Raw genomic sequence first — 13548 nt, forward strand, 5'->3', positions numbered from 1 at the left:
CTTATCAAAATCATTATCACTTACGATTTCACACCGGCGAGACCTGCAGTGGCATGACATCCGCAGAGATGTCCCCTTCGCGGTGTGGAAATATCAATCAAATAATAAAAAGTCGCTTATTAACATGGATAAAAATCGCAACCTGCCTTCCAGTAGCTTCCATTCGCTCACGTTTTTTGCCGGTCTGTGCATCGGACTTTCACCTGTTGCACACGCTGTCGCCGCAGATGAACAGGCAAAGAAACAGGATGATACGTTAGTCGTGGAAGCCTCCACCCCGTCGCTTTACGCCCCGACGCAATCCGCCGACCCGAAATTCTCGCGCCCGGTGGCGGACACCACGCGCACAATGACGGTGATTTCAGAACAGGTGATTAAAGATCAGGGCGCCACCAATTTGACCGACGCCCTGAAAAACGTGCCCGGCGTTGGCGCTTTCTTTGCAGGCGAGAACGGTAACTCCACCACTGGCGATGCGGTTTATATGCGTGGCGCCGATACCTCAAACAGCATCTACATTGACGGCGTGCGTGACATTGGCAGCGTCACGCGCGATACCTTCAATACCGAACAGGTAGAAGTGATCAAAGGTCCGTCCGGGACCGATTACGGCCGTAGCGCACCGACGGGCTCGATCAATATGATCAGCAAACAGCCCCGTACCGACTCGGGCATTGATGCTTCTGCCAGCGTGGGGAGCGCGTGGTTCCGCCGCGGTACGCTGGATATTAACCAGGTGATAGGCGAAACCACCGCCGCGCGCCTGAACCTGATGGGTGAAAAAACGCACGACGCAGGCCGCGATAACGTTAAAAATGAACGTTACGGCGTCGCCCCTTCCGTCGCTTTCGGTCTGAGTACGCCTACTCGTCTGTATCTGAACTATCTGCACGTGACCCAGCACAACACGCCAGACGGGGGGATCCCGACCATTGGTTTACCGGGCTATTCCGCGCCTTCTGCGGGCACGTCCGCGCTCAACAGTTCTGGCAAAGTGGATACGCACAATTTTTACGGCACGGATTCTGACTACGACGATTCCACGACCGACACCGCCACGATGCGTTTCGAACATGACCTGACTGACAGCACCACCCTGCGTAACACCACACGCTGGTCGCGCGTCAAACAGGATTATCTGATGACCGCCGTGATGGGCGGCGCATCAAACATCACGCAGCCTGACAGCAACGTTGACTCCTGGACCTGGTCCCGCGTGGCGAATACCAAAGATGTCAGCAACAAGATCCTGACCAACCAGACCAATCTGACGTCAACGTTTTATACCGGCTCCATCGGACACGACATCAGCACGGGTATCGAATTTACCCGCGAAACTCAAACCAACTACGGTGTTAATCCTCTGACGCCGCCTCCGGTCAATATTTACAACCCAAATAGCAACGTCCACATTGGCGGACTGACCCGTAATGGCGCGAACGCCAACGGCCAGACCGACACCTTCGGCATCTACGCGTTCGATACCCTGCAAATCACTCGCGACGTTGAACTCAACGGCGGCATTCGACTCGATAATTACCGTACCGAGTACGATAGCGCCACCGCCTGTGGCGCCACTGGACGCGGCGCGGTGGTGTGCCCGGCGGGCGCAGCGAAAGGTTCCCCGGTCACGACAGTGGACACCGCGAAATCAGGTAACCTGGTGAACTGGAAAGCAGGCGCGTTGTACCATTTGACGGACAACGGCAATATTTATGTTAACTACGCCATTTCTCAGCAACCGCCAGGGGGAAATAACTTTGCCCTCGCCCAGAGCGGCAGCGGCAACAGCGCTAACCGTACTGACTTCAAACCGCAAAAAGCGAAAACCAGCGAAATTGGCACCAAGTGGGAAGTGCTGGATAAACGTCTGCTGTTAACCGCCGCGATTTTCCGTACCGATATCGAAAATGAAGTTGAACAGAACGACGACGGGACGTATTCCCAGTACGGGAAAAAGCGCGTAGAAGGGTATGAACTTTCCGTGGCCGGAAACATCACGCCGGACTGGCAGGTTATCGGCGGCTACACCCAACAACACGCCACCATCCGCGACGGAAAAGATGTCGCGCAGGATGGCTCCTCTTCCCTGCCGTATACGCCAGAACACGCCTTTACGCTGTGGAGCCAATATCAGGCCACCAATGATATCTCCGTCGGGGCTGGCGCGCGCTATATCGGCAGTATGCACCGGGGTTCCGACGGTGCGGTAGGCACGCCGTCTTATACCGAAGGCTATTGGGTCGCGGATGCAAAACTGGGATACCGCGTGAACCGCACTCTCGATTTCCAGTTGAACGTCTACAACCTGTTTGATACTGACTATGTCTCCTCGATTAACAAGAGCGGATACCGTTATCATCCGGGTGAACCGAGAACCTTCTTGTTCACAGCCAATATGCATTTCTGATTTGCATCGCGTGGGGCCCCGGCCCCACTTTTCGGAGAATCGCACATGATGTATCACATTCCGGGCGTTTTAACGCCGCAAGGCGTCGCGCAATGTCGACAACAACTCGAGCAGGCTGACTGGATCGATGGCCGGGCAACCACTGGCGCTCAGGGCGCTCAGGTTAAAAATAACCAGCAGGTTGATACCGGCAGCGAGCTGTATATCGCCTTACAGAAGGCGGTACTGTCAGCCATCAACCAGAGTGCCCTGTTTTTCTCGGCCGCCTTGCCGAAAACAATCTCCATGCCGCTGTTTAACCGCTATCAGAATAATGAAACCTATGGTTTTCACGTTGATGGCGCAGTACGCAGCCATCCGGAAAGCGGCTGGATGCGCACCGATCTTTCCGCCACCTTATTCCTGAGTTCACCGGAGAGCTATGACGGCGGGGAACTGATCGTTAACGATACTTACGGGCAGCATGCGGTGAAGTTACCGGCCGGCGATGTGGTGCTGTATCCCTCCAGCAGCCTGCATTGCGTCACTCCGGTAACGCGGGGAGTCCGCGTTGCATCATTTATGTGGGTCCAGTCGATGATCCGTGATGATAAGAAACGCGCCATGCTGTTTGAACTGGACAAAAATATCCAGTCGCTCAAAAGCCGCAACGGCGAAAGTGACGAGATCCTCTCTTTACTCAACCTCTACCATAATCTGCTGCGTGAATGGTCTGAAATCTGAGAAGACGCTGTCTTGACGGTGCGATTATTGCCCCCACATTCACTACAATTACCCTATGAAATGAATGTGGAGGTAACGGCTTATGGCATCCGGATGGGCAAATGACGACGCCGTGAATGAGCAGATCAACAATACCATTGAAGATGCTGTCGCACGCGTTCGCGGGGAATTACCCCAGGGGGAAAGTCTGCATGAATGCGAAGAGTGTGGCGATCCGATTCCCGAAGCCCGACGCAAAGCGGTTCCGGGCGTCAGGTTATGCCTCACCTGCCAGCAGGAGAAAGATTCAAGAAACGAAACATTCTCAGGATATAATCGCAGAGGATCGAAAGACAGCCAGTTACGTTGACTTATCTTTACCGAAAAAATCGCGTGACGCATTTTTCTTTACGCTCACGGTTTTTGGCGAACTGCGTAGCAAAATGTGCCGTTATCCTTCGCTCTGTAAACCGCAGCATCAGGAACTGTAAAGGCATAATCTGAATTTATTAATAATCAATAAGTTATTTGTCATTCAATATTTTTGATTAACGCCGTCAATTCTATTCGATTTTATCTCTCGCTAAATAACGTGATACTTATCACATCGACGGAACATCGTCTTACTAACAGAATAACCTGCGAGAAATTAACTATGAAAACCATCAAATATGCTGTTGCCGCTATCGCTCTGTCTGGACTCTCATTTGGCGTTTTCGCTGCCGAGCCGGTGACGGCTGCACAAGCACAAGACATGAATAAAATCGGTGTAGTTTCTGCGGAAGGCGCCACCACCCTGGACGGTCTGGAAGCGAAACTGGCTGAGAAAGCGGCGGCGGCTGGCGCCAACGGCTATAGCATTACCTCTGCATACAGCAACAACAAAATGAGCGGTACTGCGGTTATCTACAAATAATTTTTTGTCTGTATGCCAACAGACGCCCTGCTCCAACCCTCATAGACCTGTGTGTTACCCTTTGTTTGCCCGTCCTCCACTGGACGGGCTTTTTTTTTTACCTGAATCGGTTAAAAACTCTGAGCGACGCGTGCCAGACCTTCAGTCAGTGTCTCCACCTCTGCGGTTGCCACCAGACAGCAGGCCATTTGAATTTTCAACGCGTCAGGAACCGGTTCGCTACCCGCCAGACAGCGCTCAATCCAACGCGCCGTGGTTTCTGGATCTTTCGCGACAGGGAGTGGCACCGGCTCCTCGGGCATCTCACGTTGGCGATCCACAATCACCTGCACTCCACGCTTATCGATCAGGCTAATTTGCGGGCAGCGCTGCGGATTGGCGTACACTTCCCCTTCGGTGCCATGCATCAGCAGACTGCGTCCGCCAATGTCACCAAAGAACTTCGCCACACGTGGGACATATTCCGGATGAGAAACGCTGGCAAGACGTAAGGCGGCATCTTCTGCAAAAGGCGTCGCCAGCTTCGCCAGCGTGTGGGCACTGTTACGCACCCCCATTCGCCAGCGCATCGCCAGCTGTTTTTCCAGCGGCGGGCACAGTGTGCCGACGGGAATGAACACCGGTTGGTGTCCGTCGAGTTTTGCCTGCGCCTGACCGACGCTCAGGGTCGGCGTAATTCCCAACAGTTCAAAAATGGTTTCAGTCAATACGCGGGTCGGATCTTCGCTCACCCCGTGAACCACCACCGGAAAACCCAGTTTACGCAGCAGGATAGCCAACAGCGGCGTCAGGTTCGCCTGTTTACGCGCCCCGTTATAGCTGGGGATCACGATAGGCATCGGTTTTGCCACTGGCGGCGTCAGACGAATAGTGTGGTTCTGCATCGCCTCATAGAAGCCCAGCATTTCGGCTTCGCCCTCTCCTTTAATGCGCAGCGCAATCAGTACGCCGCCCATTTCCAGGTCAGGGACTTCCCCTTTTAGCATATGGGTATACAGGCCGCGCGCGGTGTCCTGGTCCAGATCGCGGGCATGATTTTTACCTCGCCCAACCTCTTTGATGATTTTGCGGTAATCCATCGAAAACTCCTTGCGGGGGTGCGCACACCATTAGCGCCGTCTGCGGCGAGTCGCTTTTGCTTTTGCTTTTGTTTTTACTATAACGTCTGGCACGACAGGTTGCTCTATCGGAAAAATGGGTAACGCATTCAGTAAACGCTTCCCATAATTTTTGGTCAACAGACGCTTGTCGTAAATCACCACTTCTCCCCAGCAGCCGTGGCTACGGATCAATCGCCCCACCTGCTGGATCAAATTAAACGACGCGCTGGGCAAACTCTGCACTTCAAAGGGGTAACGGTTCAGGCTTTTCAACCACTCCCCTTCGGTAATCACCACCGGACTGTCGATGGGCGGGAAAGCAATCTTGTGAATATGTACCTGGGTGAGCAAGTCGCCTTTCAGATCCAACCCTTCCGCAAAAGATTGCAGACCCACCAGCACACTGCGTTCGCCATTTTCCACCCGCTTGCGGTGCGACTCCACCAGCCGGTATCGCGGCTGATCGCCCTGAACTAATAACAGCAGGCGTAAATCCGTCACATGCTCAAGAAACCGTTGCATCGCCCTGCCACTGGCAAACAATACCAGCATGCCCTGGTGTTTTTTGCTCTCAAGCTCCTGACGAAAATAGGCCGCCATCTCCGCAATATGTTGCTCTTCGTTATCAATAAGCGGCTCATACTGCATTTGGGGGATGACGATTTTCCCCTGTTCAACATGGTTGAATGGCGAGTCGAGGGCCACGAAACGGTCGCCCGCTTTCTCTTTCAGTCCGCTCATCTCCTGCAAGCGAGAGAAACTGTTCAGCGAACGTAGCGTGGCTGATGTCACCACAATATGCGGCACGCTGCGCCAGAGCAGCCTTTCCAGCTGATCGCTGACGCGAATGCCGACACAGTGAAACCAGACATGCATTTGCCCGTCGCGCGTATCGCGGGTGGCCCATTTGGACACCGGCGCGCCTGACGATTGCGCCAGCGACGCCAGACGCCACAGCTTACTTTGCGCTTCGAACATGCCCAACGCACGGTTCATCTGCAAAATCACCCGATGCAGACGTACGATGTCGTGGGTTCCGGTTTTTTCGCAGAGATCGTTGAGAAACAGTTCCGCCAGCCCGCGCAACATTTCGGTGAGTTTCGCCAACCGCTGACAAATCTCCATCACCTCTGCGGGCAATTCGCCCATTGAGAAGCGGTGCTCTGCCTCCTGGGTGGCGGGCATATAAAGATTCAGAATCGCGTTCAGCGAGGCAATCAGTTCATACAGCTCTTCGCAGTGCGCGTTCAGACGCTCAGGGTTAGCCAGCGGCGGCGTGGTTTTCGGCCGAAACTGTTCCAGACAGGTCGCCACCAGTTTGGTAAACAGATCGAGTTGCAAGCGATACCAGGGCGCCGTGATTTCAGCACTCATTTCCAGCGCATCGCGTGCGACATCGGGCAGATGATGCCCTTCATCCAGCACCAGCAGCAGATTTTTCGGATCCGGCAAGACCGCTTCGCTCTCCATTGCCGCCATGACCAGCGCATGGTTTGCCACCACCACTTCGGCTTCCTGAATCTCACGGCGCGCCACAAAGAACGGACATTCGCGGTAATAGTGGCAGTTACGGTTGAGGCAGCTGGCTTTGTCGGTGCTCAGACGCTGCCACAGTGAATCATCAATGGCGATATCGGTATGATCGCGTAAACCATCCCACTTGTAACTGTCCAGATCGCCCTTCAGCCGGGCGCAGCGCTTTTGCTCTTCCTGATTGTTCGGTGTGAGTTCGTCGTCAAGAAACGCCAGCAGATCCTGCTGGTCAGGTTCGGTGCTGGCCAACGCCGCCAGATTGCGCGGACACACATACCGCCCGCGCCCAAACGCGGCGGTAAAACGGAGATCGGGAATAATTTTTCGCAGCAGGGGAAGGTCTTTGCTGTAAATCTGATCCTGCAAGGCGACGTTGGCGGTACTCACCACCAGCGTTTTTTGTTCTTCGCGCGCGATGGCGATACCGGGGATCAGGTACGAGAGGGTTTTCCCGACGCCGGTCGGCGCTTCAATCGCCAGATGCCGCCCGTCTTCCCCGGCAAGCGTTTTAGCAACATCAGCAATCATCTGCCGCTGCGGCGCACGGGGAATAAAGTCGGGGATCTGTTCCTGAAGCGCCTTATACCAGGCAGCAATTTGCGCTTTTAGCGCGGCGGTCAATGCCATGAGAAAACCTGAAATACTGTATAAACAGCCACTATTGTGGCACTTTCTTAGACGGGTCGCAAAAAGAAAAACCCGACCATTCGGTCGGGCTTCCCGTTTACTGCATTACTCTGCGGAAGACAGTCTGCGCGGACGGCGTGGCGGGCGCGGCTTATCGCCTGCCGGTTTCGCATCACCTGACCGGCGCGAAGGTTTGGCCCCGGCTTTTGGCGCACTACCTTCTGAACGACGCGGTTGCTGCTGACCACGGCCTGCACCGCCCTGACCTTGCCCCTGTGGGGATCGGCCGCGACCGCCGCCGCCGCCACCACCACGTTGCTGCTGGCGACCATTTTGAATCGGCTCCGCTTTAATGGAAGGGTCCGGCTCATAGCCCGGCATCGCGATACGCGGGATCTCTTTTTTCAGCAGTTTTTCGATGTCATGCAGCAGCTTGTGCTCATCAACACAGACCAGCGACAGCGCTTCACCGGTTGCCGCAGCACGCCCGGTACGACCGATACGGTGGACGTAATCTTCCGGCACGTTCGGCAATTCATAGTTCACCACGTGCGGCAGTTCTTCAATATCCAGTCCACGCGCCGCGATATCCGTGGCGACCAGCACACGAATGTCGCCGGATTTAAAATCAGCCAGCGCACGCGTACGCGCCCCTTGTGATTTATTGCCGTGGATGGCCGCGCTACGAATGCCGTCTTTATTCAACTGTTCCGCCAGATGGTTGGCGCCATGTTTGGTACGGGTGAAGACCAGCACCTGCCGCCAGTCGCCCTGACCAATCATCTGCGACAACAGTTCACGTTTGCGTTTCTTATCAACGAAATGCACGTGCTGAGTTACCTGCTCGGACGCCGTGTTACGACGCGCGACTTCGATTTCCAGCGGATTACGCAGCAGTTTTTCAGCCAGCGCTTTGATGTCGTCGGAGAAGGTCGCGGAAAACAGCAGGTTCTGACGTTTCGGAGGCAATTTAGCCAGTACGCGACGAATGTCGTGGATAAAGCCCATGTCCAGCATGCGGTCAGCTTCATCCAGCACCAGAATTTCAATCTGATCCAATTTGACGGCGTTTTGATGTTCCAGATCGAGCAAACGGCCTGGGGTTGCCACCAGCACGTCTACGCCGCCACGCAGTTTCATCATCTGCGGGTTGATGCTGACCCCGCCGAAGACCACCAGCGAACGAATGTTCAGGTATTTGCTGTAATCCCGTACGTTCTCGCCAATTTGCGCGGCCAGTTCGCGGGTCGGGGTCAGAATCAACGCACGTACCGGGCGACGTACCTTAGCATGCGGTTCATTGGAAATAAGATGTTGCAACAGCGGCAGCGTAAAGCCCGCCGTTTTACCCGTACCGGTTTGCGCACTGGCCATCAGGTCGCGGCCTTGCAGCACCGCAGGGATCGCCTGCTGCTGAATAGGGGTAGGTTCACGATAGCCCTGCTCTGCAACGGCGCGCAAAATATCAGGATTTAAACCCAGGGAATCAAAAGACATAACTACTCCGAACCGCCCCGACCGTTCCCGGTGTAGTTTTCAGGGAGATACTCGAAAAAGAGATGACAAAAACCACAATGTCATGAAGGGGCGGAGTGTAGCAGTTTTTGTGACGCACCGCATAAATTATCCCGGAGCATACAAGAAACAAAATAACGCCCGGACTGGACAAGCTGAAAAATCAGTCATAATGTTAATCAATCGATTGATTAATACTTAGGTCATGCCATGAATACCTCAACCATGACGACCAAAGGCGAACAGGCAAAAAGCCAGCTGATTGCCGCTGCCCTTGCGCAGTTCGGTGAATATGGCCTGCATGCCACCACCCGGGATATCGCCGCACAGGCCGGGCAGAATATCGCCGCCATTACCTACTATTTTGGCTCAAAGGACGATCTCTACCTCGCCTGCGCCCAGTGGATTGCCGACTTTATTGGCGGGCAGTTTCGCCCCCACGCCGAGGAGGCGGAACAGCTCTTCGCCCAGCCGCAGCCCGATCGCGGTGCGATGCGCGAGCTGATTCTGCGCGCCTGTAAGAACATGATTATGCTGCTGACGCAGGAAGACACGGTGAATCTCAGCAAATTCATCTCGCGCGAGCAGCTCTCCCCAACGGCGGCCTATCAACTGATACACCATCAGGTTATCGCCCCACTGCATACCCATCTGACGCGGCTGATTGCGGCCTATACCGGCAGTGATGCCGAAGATACCCAAACCATTTTGCATACCCATGCTCTGTTAGGGGAAGTGCTGGCGTTTCGCCTGGGGAAGGAAACGATCCTCAAGCGCACAGGCTGGTCGCAATTTGATGAGGAGAAAACCGCGCTGATTTACCAGACGATCACCTGTCATATCGATCTCATTCTGCAAGGTTTAACGCAAAGGAGTCTGGACTCATGAAGAAACCCGTCGTTATCGGACTGGCCGTGGCGGTGCTTGTCGCCGTGATTGCTGGTGGAACGTGGTGGTACCAAAGTCGGCAGGATAACGGGCTGACGCTGTACGGTAATGTGGACATTCGCACCGTCAATTTAAGCTTCCGCGTCGGCGGCCGACTCTCTTCACTGGCGGTTGACGAAGGCGATACCATCACCTCCGGGCAGGTGCTGGGCACGCTCGATAAAGCGCCGTATGAAAACGCATTAATGCAGGCCAAAGCGGGCGTTTCCGTCGCGCAAGCGCAGTATGATCTGATGCTGGCAGGCTATCGCGATGAAGAGATTGCCCAGGCCGCCGCCGCCGTCAAACAGGCGCAGGCCGCCTTTGACTACGCGCAGAACTTTTACCAACGTCAGCAGGGATTGTGGAAAAGCCGTACGATCTCCGCCAACGATCTGGAAAACGCCCGCTCCTCCCGTGACCAGGCGCAGGCAACGCTGAAATCAGCGCAGGACAAACTGAGCCAGTACCGCACCGGTAACCGCCAACAGGATATCGCCCAGGCGAAAGCCAGCCTTGAACAGGCGCAGGCGCAACTGGCGCAAGCCGAACTCGACTTGCGGGATACCACACTGGTCGCCCCCTCTGACGGGACGCTGTTAACCCGCGCCGTGGAGCCGGGCAGTATGCTGAATTCCGGCAGCACGGTTCTCACCCTCTCGCTGACGCGTCCGGTCTGGGTTCGCGCTTACGTCGATGAGCGTAACCTGAGCCAGGTACCGCCGGGTCGAGAAATTTTGCTCTATACCGATGGTCGTCCCGATAAGCCCTATCACGGCAAAATCGGTTTTGTTTCTCCGACCGCAGAATTCACCCCGAAAACCGTCGAGACACCGGATCTGCGCACCGATCTGGTCTATCGCCTGCGCATTGTGGTGACGGATGCCGATGATGCGTTACGCCAGGGGATGCCGGTGACGCTGAAGTTCGGTAATGAGGCGCGGCATGAATGACGCCGTCATTACGCTAAACGGACTGGTTAAACGCTTTGCGGGAATGGAAAAGTGCGCCGTGGCTCCGCTCGACTGCACGATTCACGCGGGCTATGTCACGGGGCTGGTGGGGCCGGACGGTGCCGGGAAAACCACCCTGATGCGGATGCTGGCGGGACTACTGAAGCCCGACGGCGGCCAGGCTTCAGTGATTGGGTTTGATCCGATTCGCGACGACAGCGCGCTGCATGCCGTGCTCGGTTATATGCCGCAAAAATTTGGCCTGTATGAAGATTTGACCGTCATGGAGAACCTTAACCTCTATGCCGATCTGCGCAGCGTCACCGGCGAGACGAGAAAAAAAACGTTTGAGCGTCTGTTGGAATTCACCTCGCTCGGCCCATTTACCGGGAGGCTGGCCGGTAAGCTCTCCGGCGGGATGAAACAGAAGCTGGGGCTGGCCTGTACGCTGGTCGGAGCGCCAAAGGTTCTGCTGCTGGATGAACCCGGCGTCGGCGTGGACCCGATTTCACGACGCGAGCTGTGGCAAATGGTGCATGAGCTGGCGGGCGACGGAATGCTGATTCTGTGGAGCACCTCGTATCTCGATGAAGCCGAACAGTGTCGCGACGTGCTGCTGATGAACGAAGGTGAACTTCTCTATCAGGGTGAACCGACGGCACTGACGCAAACCATGGCGGGCCGCAGTTTCTTAATCAGCAGTCCGCAGATAAACAACCGCAAGTTGTTGCAGCAGGCGTTAAAACTGCCGCAGGTCAGCGATGGCATGATTCAGGGAAAATCCGTCCGTCTGATCCTGAAAAAAGAGGCCACGGCTGACGATATTCGCAACGGCGAAGGGATGCCGGAAATCGCGATTGATGAAACTGCGCCTCGCTTTGAAGATGCGTTTATTGATCTGCTCGGCGGGGCGGGCACGTCAGAATCCCCGCTTGGCGCAATCCTGCATACGGTGGAGGGAACGCCCGGCGAGACAGTGATTGAAGCAAAGCAACTGACCAAAAAGTTTGGGGATTTTGCCGCAACCGACCAGGTGAATTTTGCCGTCAAGCGCGGAGAAATTTTTGGCCTGCTCGGCCCCAACGGCGCGGGGAAATCCACCACATTTAAAATGATGTGTGGTCTGCTGGTGCCGACCTCTGGTAAAGCGCTGGTCCTGGATATGGACCTGAAAGTCAGCTCGGGCAAGGCGCGTCAGCATTTGGGCTATATGGCACAAAAATTCTCCCTCTACGGCAACCTGACGGTGGAGCAAAACCTGCGTTTCTTCTCCGGCGTCTACGGCCTGCGGGGACGCGCGCAAAACGAAAAAATTGCGCGGATGAGCGAAGCCTTTGGCCTGAAAAGCATTGCGTCGCATGCCACTGATGAACTGCCTCTGGGATTTAAACAGCGCCTGGCGCTGGCCTGCTCGCTGATGCACGAGCCAGATATTCTCTTTCTCGATGAGCCGACCTCAGGCGTAGACCCTCTCACCCGCCGCGAATTTTGGCTGCATATCAATAGCATGGTCGAAAAAGGCGTAACGGTCATGGTCACCACCCACTTTATGGATGAAGCGGAATACTGTGACCGTATAGGGCTTGTGTATCGCGGGAAACTGATCGCCAGCGGCACCCCGGATGACCTGAAAGCGCAGACCGCCGACAACGACACGCCGGACCCGACGATGGAGCACGCGTTTATCACCCTCATTCACGACTGGGACAAGGAGCATACGCATGAGTAACACCGTACTCTCCTGGCGCCGGGTGCGCGCCCTGTGCGTTAAAGAAACGCGCCAGATCGTTCGCGATCCCAGCAGCTGGCTGATTGCGGTGCTGATCCCCCTGCTGCTGCTGTTTATTTTTGGCTACGGCATCAACCTCGACTCCAGCAAACTGCGGGTGGGGATCCTGCTTGAGCAGCAGAGTGAAGAGGCGCTCGACTTTACGCACACCATGACGGGCTCACCCTATATCGACGCCACCATCAGCGATAACCGTCATGAGCTTATCGAAAAGATGCAGGCCGGGCGCATTCGCGGTCTGGTGGTGATCCCGGTCGATTTCGCTCAGCAAATGGCGCGGGCCAATGATACCGCCCCGATTCAGGTGATCACCGACGGCAGCGAGCCGAACACGGCAAACTTTGTGCAAGGCTATGTCGAGGGTATCTGGCAGATCTGGCAAATGCAGCGGGCGGAAGATCGCGGGGAAGAGTTTAAACCGTTGATTGACGTACAGACCCGCTATTGGTTTAACCCGGCCGCCATCAGCCAGCATTTTATTATCCCCGGGGCGGTCACCATCATTATGACGGTGATCGGCGCCATCCTCACCTCACTGGTGATCGCGCGCGAATGGGAACGCGGCACCATGGAAGCGCTACTTTCCACCGAAGTCACCCGCGTGGAATTGCTGCTGTGCAAGCTGATCCCTTATTACTTCCTCGGGATGCTGGCAATGCTGCTCTGTATGCTGGTGTCAGTGTTTATTCTCGGCGTGCCCTATCGCGGTTCGCTATTGATCCTGTTTTTTATCACTAGCCTGTTTTTACTCAGCACATTGGGGATGGGACTGCTCATTTCTACCATCACCCGTAACCAGTTTAACGCCGCGCAGGTGGCGTTGAATGCCGCCTTTTTGCCCTCGATTATGCTGTCGGGGTTTATCTTCCAGATCGACAGCATGCCCGCGGTGATCCGCGCGGTGACGTACATTATCCCGGCGCGCTATTTCGTCAGTACCCTGCAAAGTCTGTTTCTGGCCGGTAATATCCCGGTGGTGCTGATGATCAACGTCCTGTTTTTAATCGCCTCGGCAGTCATGTTTATTGGTCTGACGTGGCTCAAAACCAAACGTCGGCTGGATTAGGGAGAAGAGC

General features: G+C 55.3%; 11 protein-coding genes. 8 read left to right on the forward strand and 3 right to left on the reverse strand.

Translation table 11 applies throughout. The annotated features are described in order from the left end of the window. The first annotated feature begins 124 nt into the window (after positions 1 to 124). From P2W74_RS15545 to ybiJ, 4 genes are all read left to right on the forward strand, one after another. Positions 125 to 2410 (forward strand): catecholate siderophore receptor Fiu, encoded by a 2286-nt coding sequence (locus P2W74_RS15545; protein WP_276292320.1) that lies wholly within the window; start codon positions 125 to 127, stop codon positions 2408 to 2410. 45 nt (positions 2411 to 2455) lie between these two features. Next, positions 2456 to 3133, forward strand: a complete 678-nt coding sequence (ybiX, locus tag P2W74_RS15550) for a PKHD-type hydroxylase YbiX (RefSeq protein ID WP_276292321.1) — start codon at positions 2456 to 2458, stop codon at positions 3131 to 3133. 82 nt (positions 3134 to 3215) lie between these two features. Beyond that, positions 3216 to 3482 (forward strand): DksA/TraR family C4-type zinc finger protein, encoded by a 267-nt coding sequence (locus tag P2W74_RS15555; RefSeq protein WP_276292322.1) that lies wholly within the window; start codon positions 3216 to 3218, stop codon positions 3480 to 3482. A 285-nt stretch (positions 3483 to 3767) separates the two neighbouring features. Continuing rightward, a complete protein-coding gene (gene ybiJ / locus P2W74_RS15560) occupies positions 3768 to 4028 on the forward strand; it encodes a DUF1471 family protein YbiJ (protein ID WP_276292323.1) in 261 nt (86 codons plus the stop codon). 110 nt (positions 4029 to 4138) lie between these two features. Here the strand turns inward: ybiJ and ybiB are convergent, their stop codons facing one another. The 3 genes from ybiB to rhlE all read right to left on the reverse strand — a co-directional run bounded on the left by ybiB (position 4139) and on the right by rhlE (position 8785). Next, positions 4139 to 5107, reverse strand: coding sequence for a DNA-binding protein YbiB (ybiB, locus tag P2W74_RS15565; RefSeq protein ID WP_276292324.1), 969 nt, complete (start codon positions 5105 to 5107; stop codon positions 4139 to 4141). A 30-nt stretch (positions 5108 to 5137) separates the two neighbouring features. After that, complete coding sequence (gene dinG / locus P2W74_RS15570) at positions 5138 to 7288, reverse strand: ATP-dependent DNA helicase DinG (RefSeq protein ID WP_276292325.1); 2151 nt, start codon at positions 7286 to 7288, stop codon at positions 5138 to 5140. A gap of 105 nt (positions 7289 to 7393) precedes the next feature. Next, positions 7394 to 8785: an ATP-dependent RNA helicase RhlE gene (gene rhlE / locus P2W74_RS15575; RefSeq protein ID WP_276292326.1), complete on the reverse strand. Its 1392-nt coding sequence runs from the start codon at positions 8783 to 8785 to the stop codon at positions 7394 to 7396. Between the two features lie 228 nt (positions 8786 to 9013). Here rhlE and cecR point away from each other — a divergent pair, with 228 nt between their 5' ends. The 4 genes from cecR to P2W74_RS15595 are packed head-to-tail and all read left to right on the forward strand — an operon-like array spanning position 9014 to position 13538. Then, entirely contained in the window at positions 9014 to 9691 is a 678-nt protein-coding gene (gene cecR, locus P2W74_RS15580; RefSeq protein ID WP_276292327.1) for a transcriptional regulator CecR, read from the forward strand. Further along, positions 9688 to 10683, forward strand: coding sequence for a secretion protein HlyD (gene hlyD, locus P2W74_RS15585; protein ID WP_276292328.1), 996 nt, complete (start codon positions 9688 to 9690; stop codon positions 10681 to 10683). The genes cecR and hlyD overlap by 4 nt, the downstream gene beginning before the upstream one ends. Beyond that, positions 10676 to 12412: an ATP-binding cassette domain-containing protein gene (locus P2W74_RS15590; RefSeq protein ID WP_203358403.1), complete on the forward strand. Its 1737-nt coding sequence runs from the start codon at positions 10676 to 10678 to the stop codon at positions 12410 to 12412. The genes hlyD and P2W74_RS15590 overlap by 8 nt, the downstream gene beginning before the upstream one ends. After that, positions 12405 to 13538, forward strand: a complete 1134-nt coding sequence (locus tag P2W74_RS15595; protein ID WP_276292329.1) for an ABC transporter permease — start codon at positions 12405 to 12407, stop codon at positions 13536 to 13538. The genes P2W74_RS15590 and P2W74_RS15595 overlap by 8 nt, the downstream gene beginning before the upstream one ends. Positions 13539 to 13548: the final 10 nt, after the last annotated feature.

This window comes from Citrobacter enshiensis (assembly GCF_029338175.1).
Classification (GTDB): domain Bacteria; phylum Pseudomonadota; class Gammaproteobacteria; order Enterobacterales; family Enterobacteriaceae; genus Citrobacter_D; species Citrobacter_D enshiensis.

Bases quoted from the DNA above. Each gene is read 5' to 3' on its own strand.
- P2W74_RS15545 (WP_276292320.1), top strand. From the start codon at position 125: ATGGATAAAAATCGCAACCTGCCTTCCAGTAGCTTCCATTCGCTCACG.
- ybiX (WP_276292321.1), top strand. From the start codon at position 2,456: ATGATGTATCACATTCCGGGCGTTTTAACGCCGCAAGGCGTCGCGCAA.
- P2W74_RS15555 (WP_276292322.1), top strand. From the start codon at position 3,216: ATGGCATCCGGATGGGCAAATGACGACGCCGTGAATGAGCAGATCAAC.
- ybiJ (WP_276292323.1), top strand. From the start codon at position 3,768: ATGAAAACCATCAAATATGCTGTTGCCGCTATCGCTCTGTCTGGACTC.
- ybiB (WP_276292324.1), bottom strand. From the start codon at position 5,107: ATGGATTACCGCAAAATCATCAAAGAGGTTGGGCGAGGTAAAAATCAT.
- dinG (WP_276292325.1), bottom strand. From the start codon at position 7,288: ATGGCATTGACCGCCGCGCTAAAAGCGCAAATTGCTGCCTGGTATAAG.
- rhlE (WP_276292326.1), bottom strand. From the start codon at position 8,785: ATGTCTTTTGATTCCCTGGGTTTAAATCCTGATATTTTGCGCGCCGTT.
- cecR (WP_276292327.1), top strand. From the start codon at position 9,014: ATGAATACCTCAACCATGACGACCAAAGGCGAACAGGCAAAAAGCCAG.
- hlyD (WP_276292328.1), top strand. From the start codon at position 9,688: ATGAAGAAACCCGTCGTTATCGGACTGGCCGTGGCGGTGCTTGTCGCC.
- P2W74_RS15590 (WP_203358403.1), top strand. From the start codon at position 10,676: ATGAATGACGCCGTCATTACGCTAAACGGACTGGTTAAACGCTTTGCG.
- P2W74_RS15595 (WP_276292329.1), top strand. From the start codon at position 12,405: ATGAGTAACACCGTACTCTCCTGGCGCCGGGTGCGCGCCCTGTGCGTT.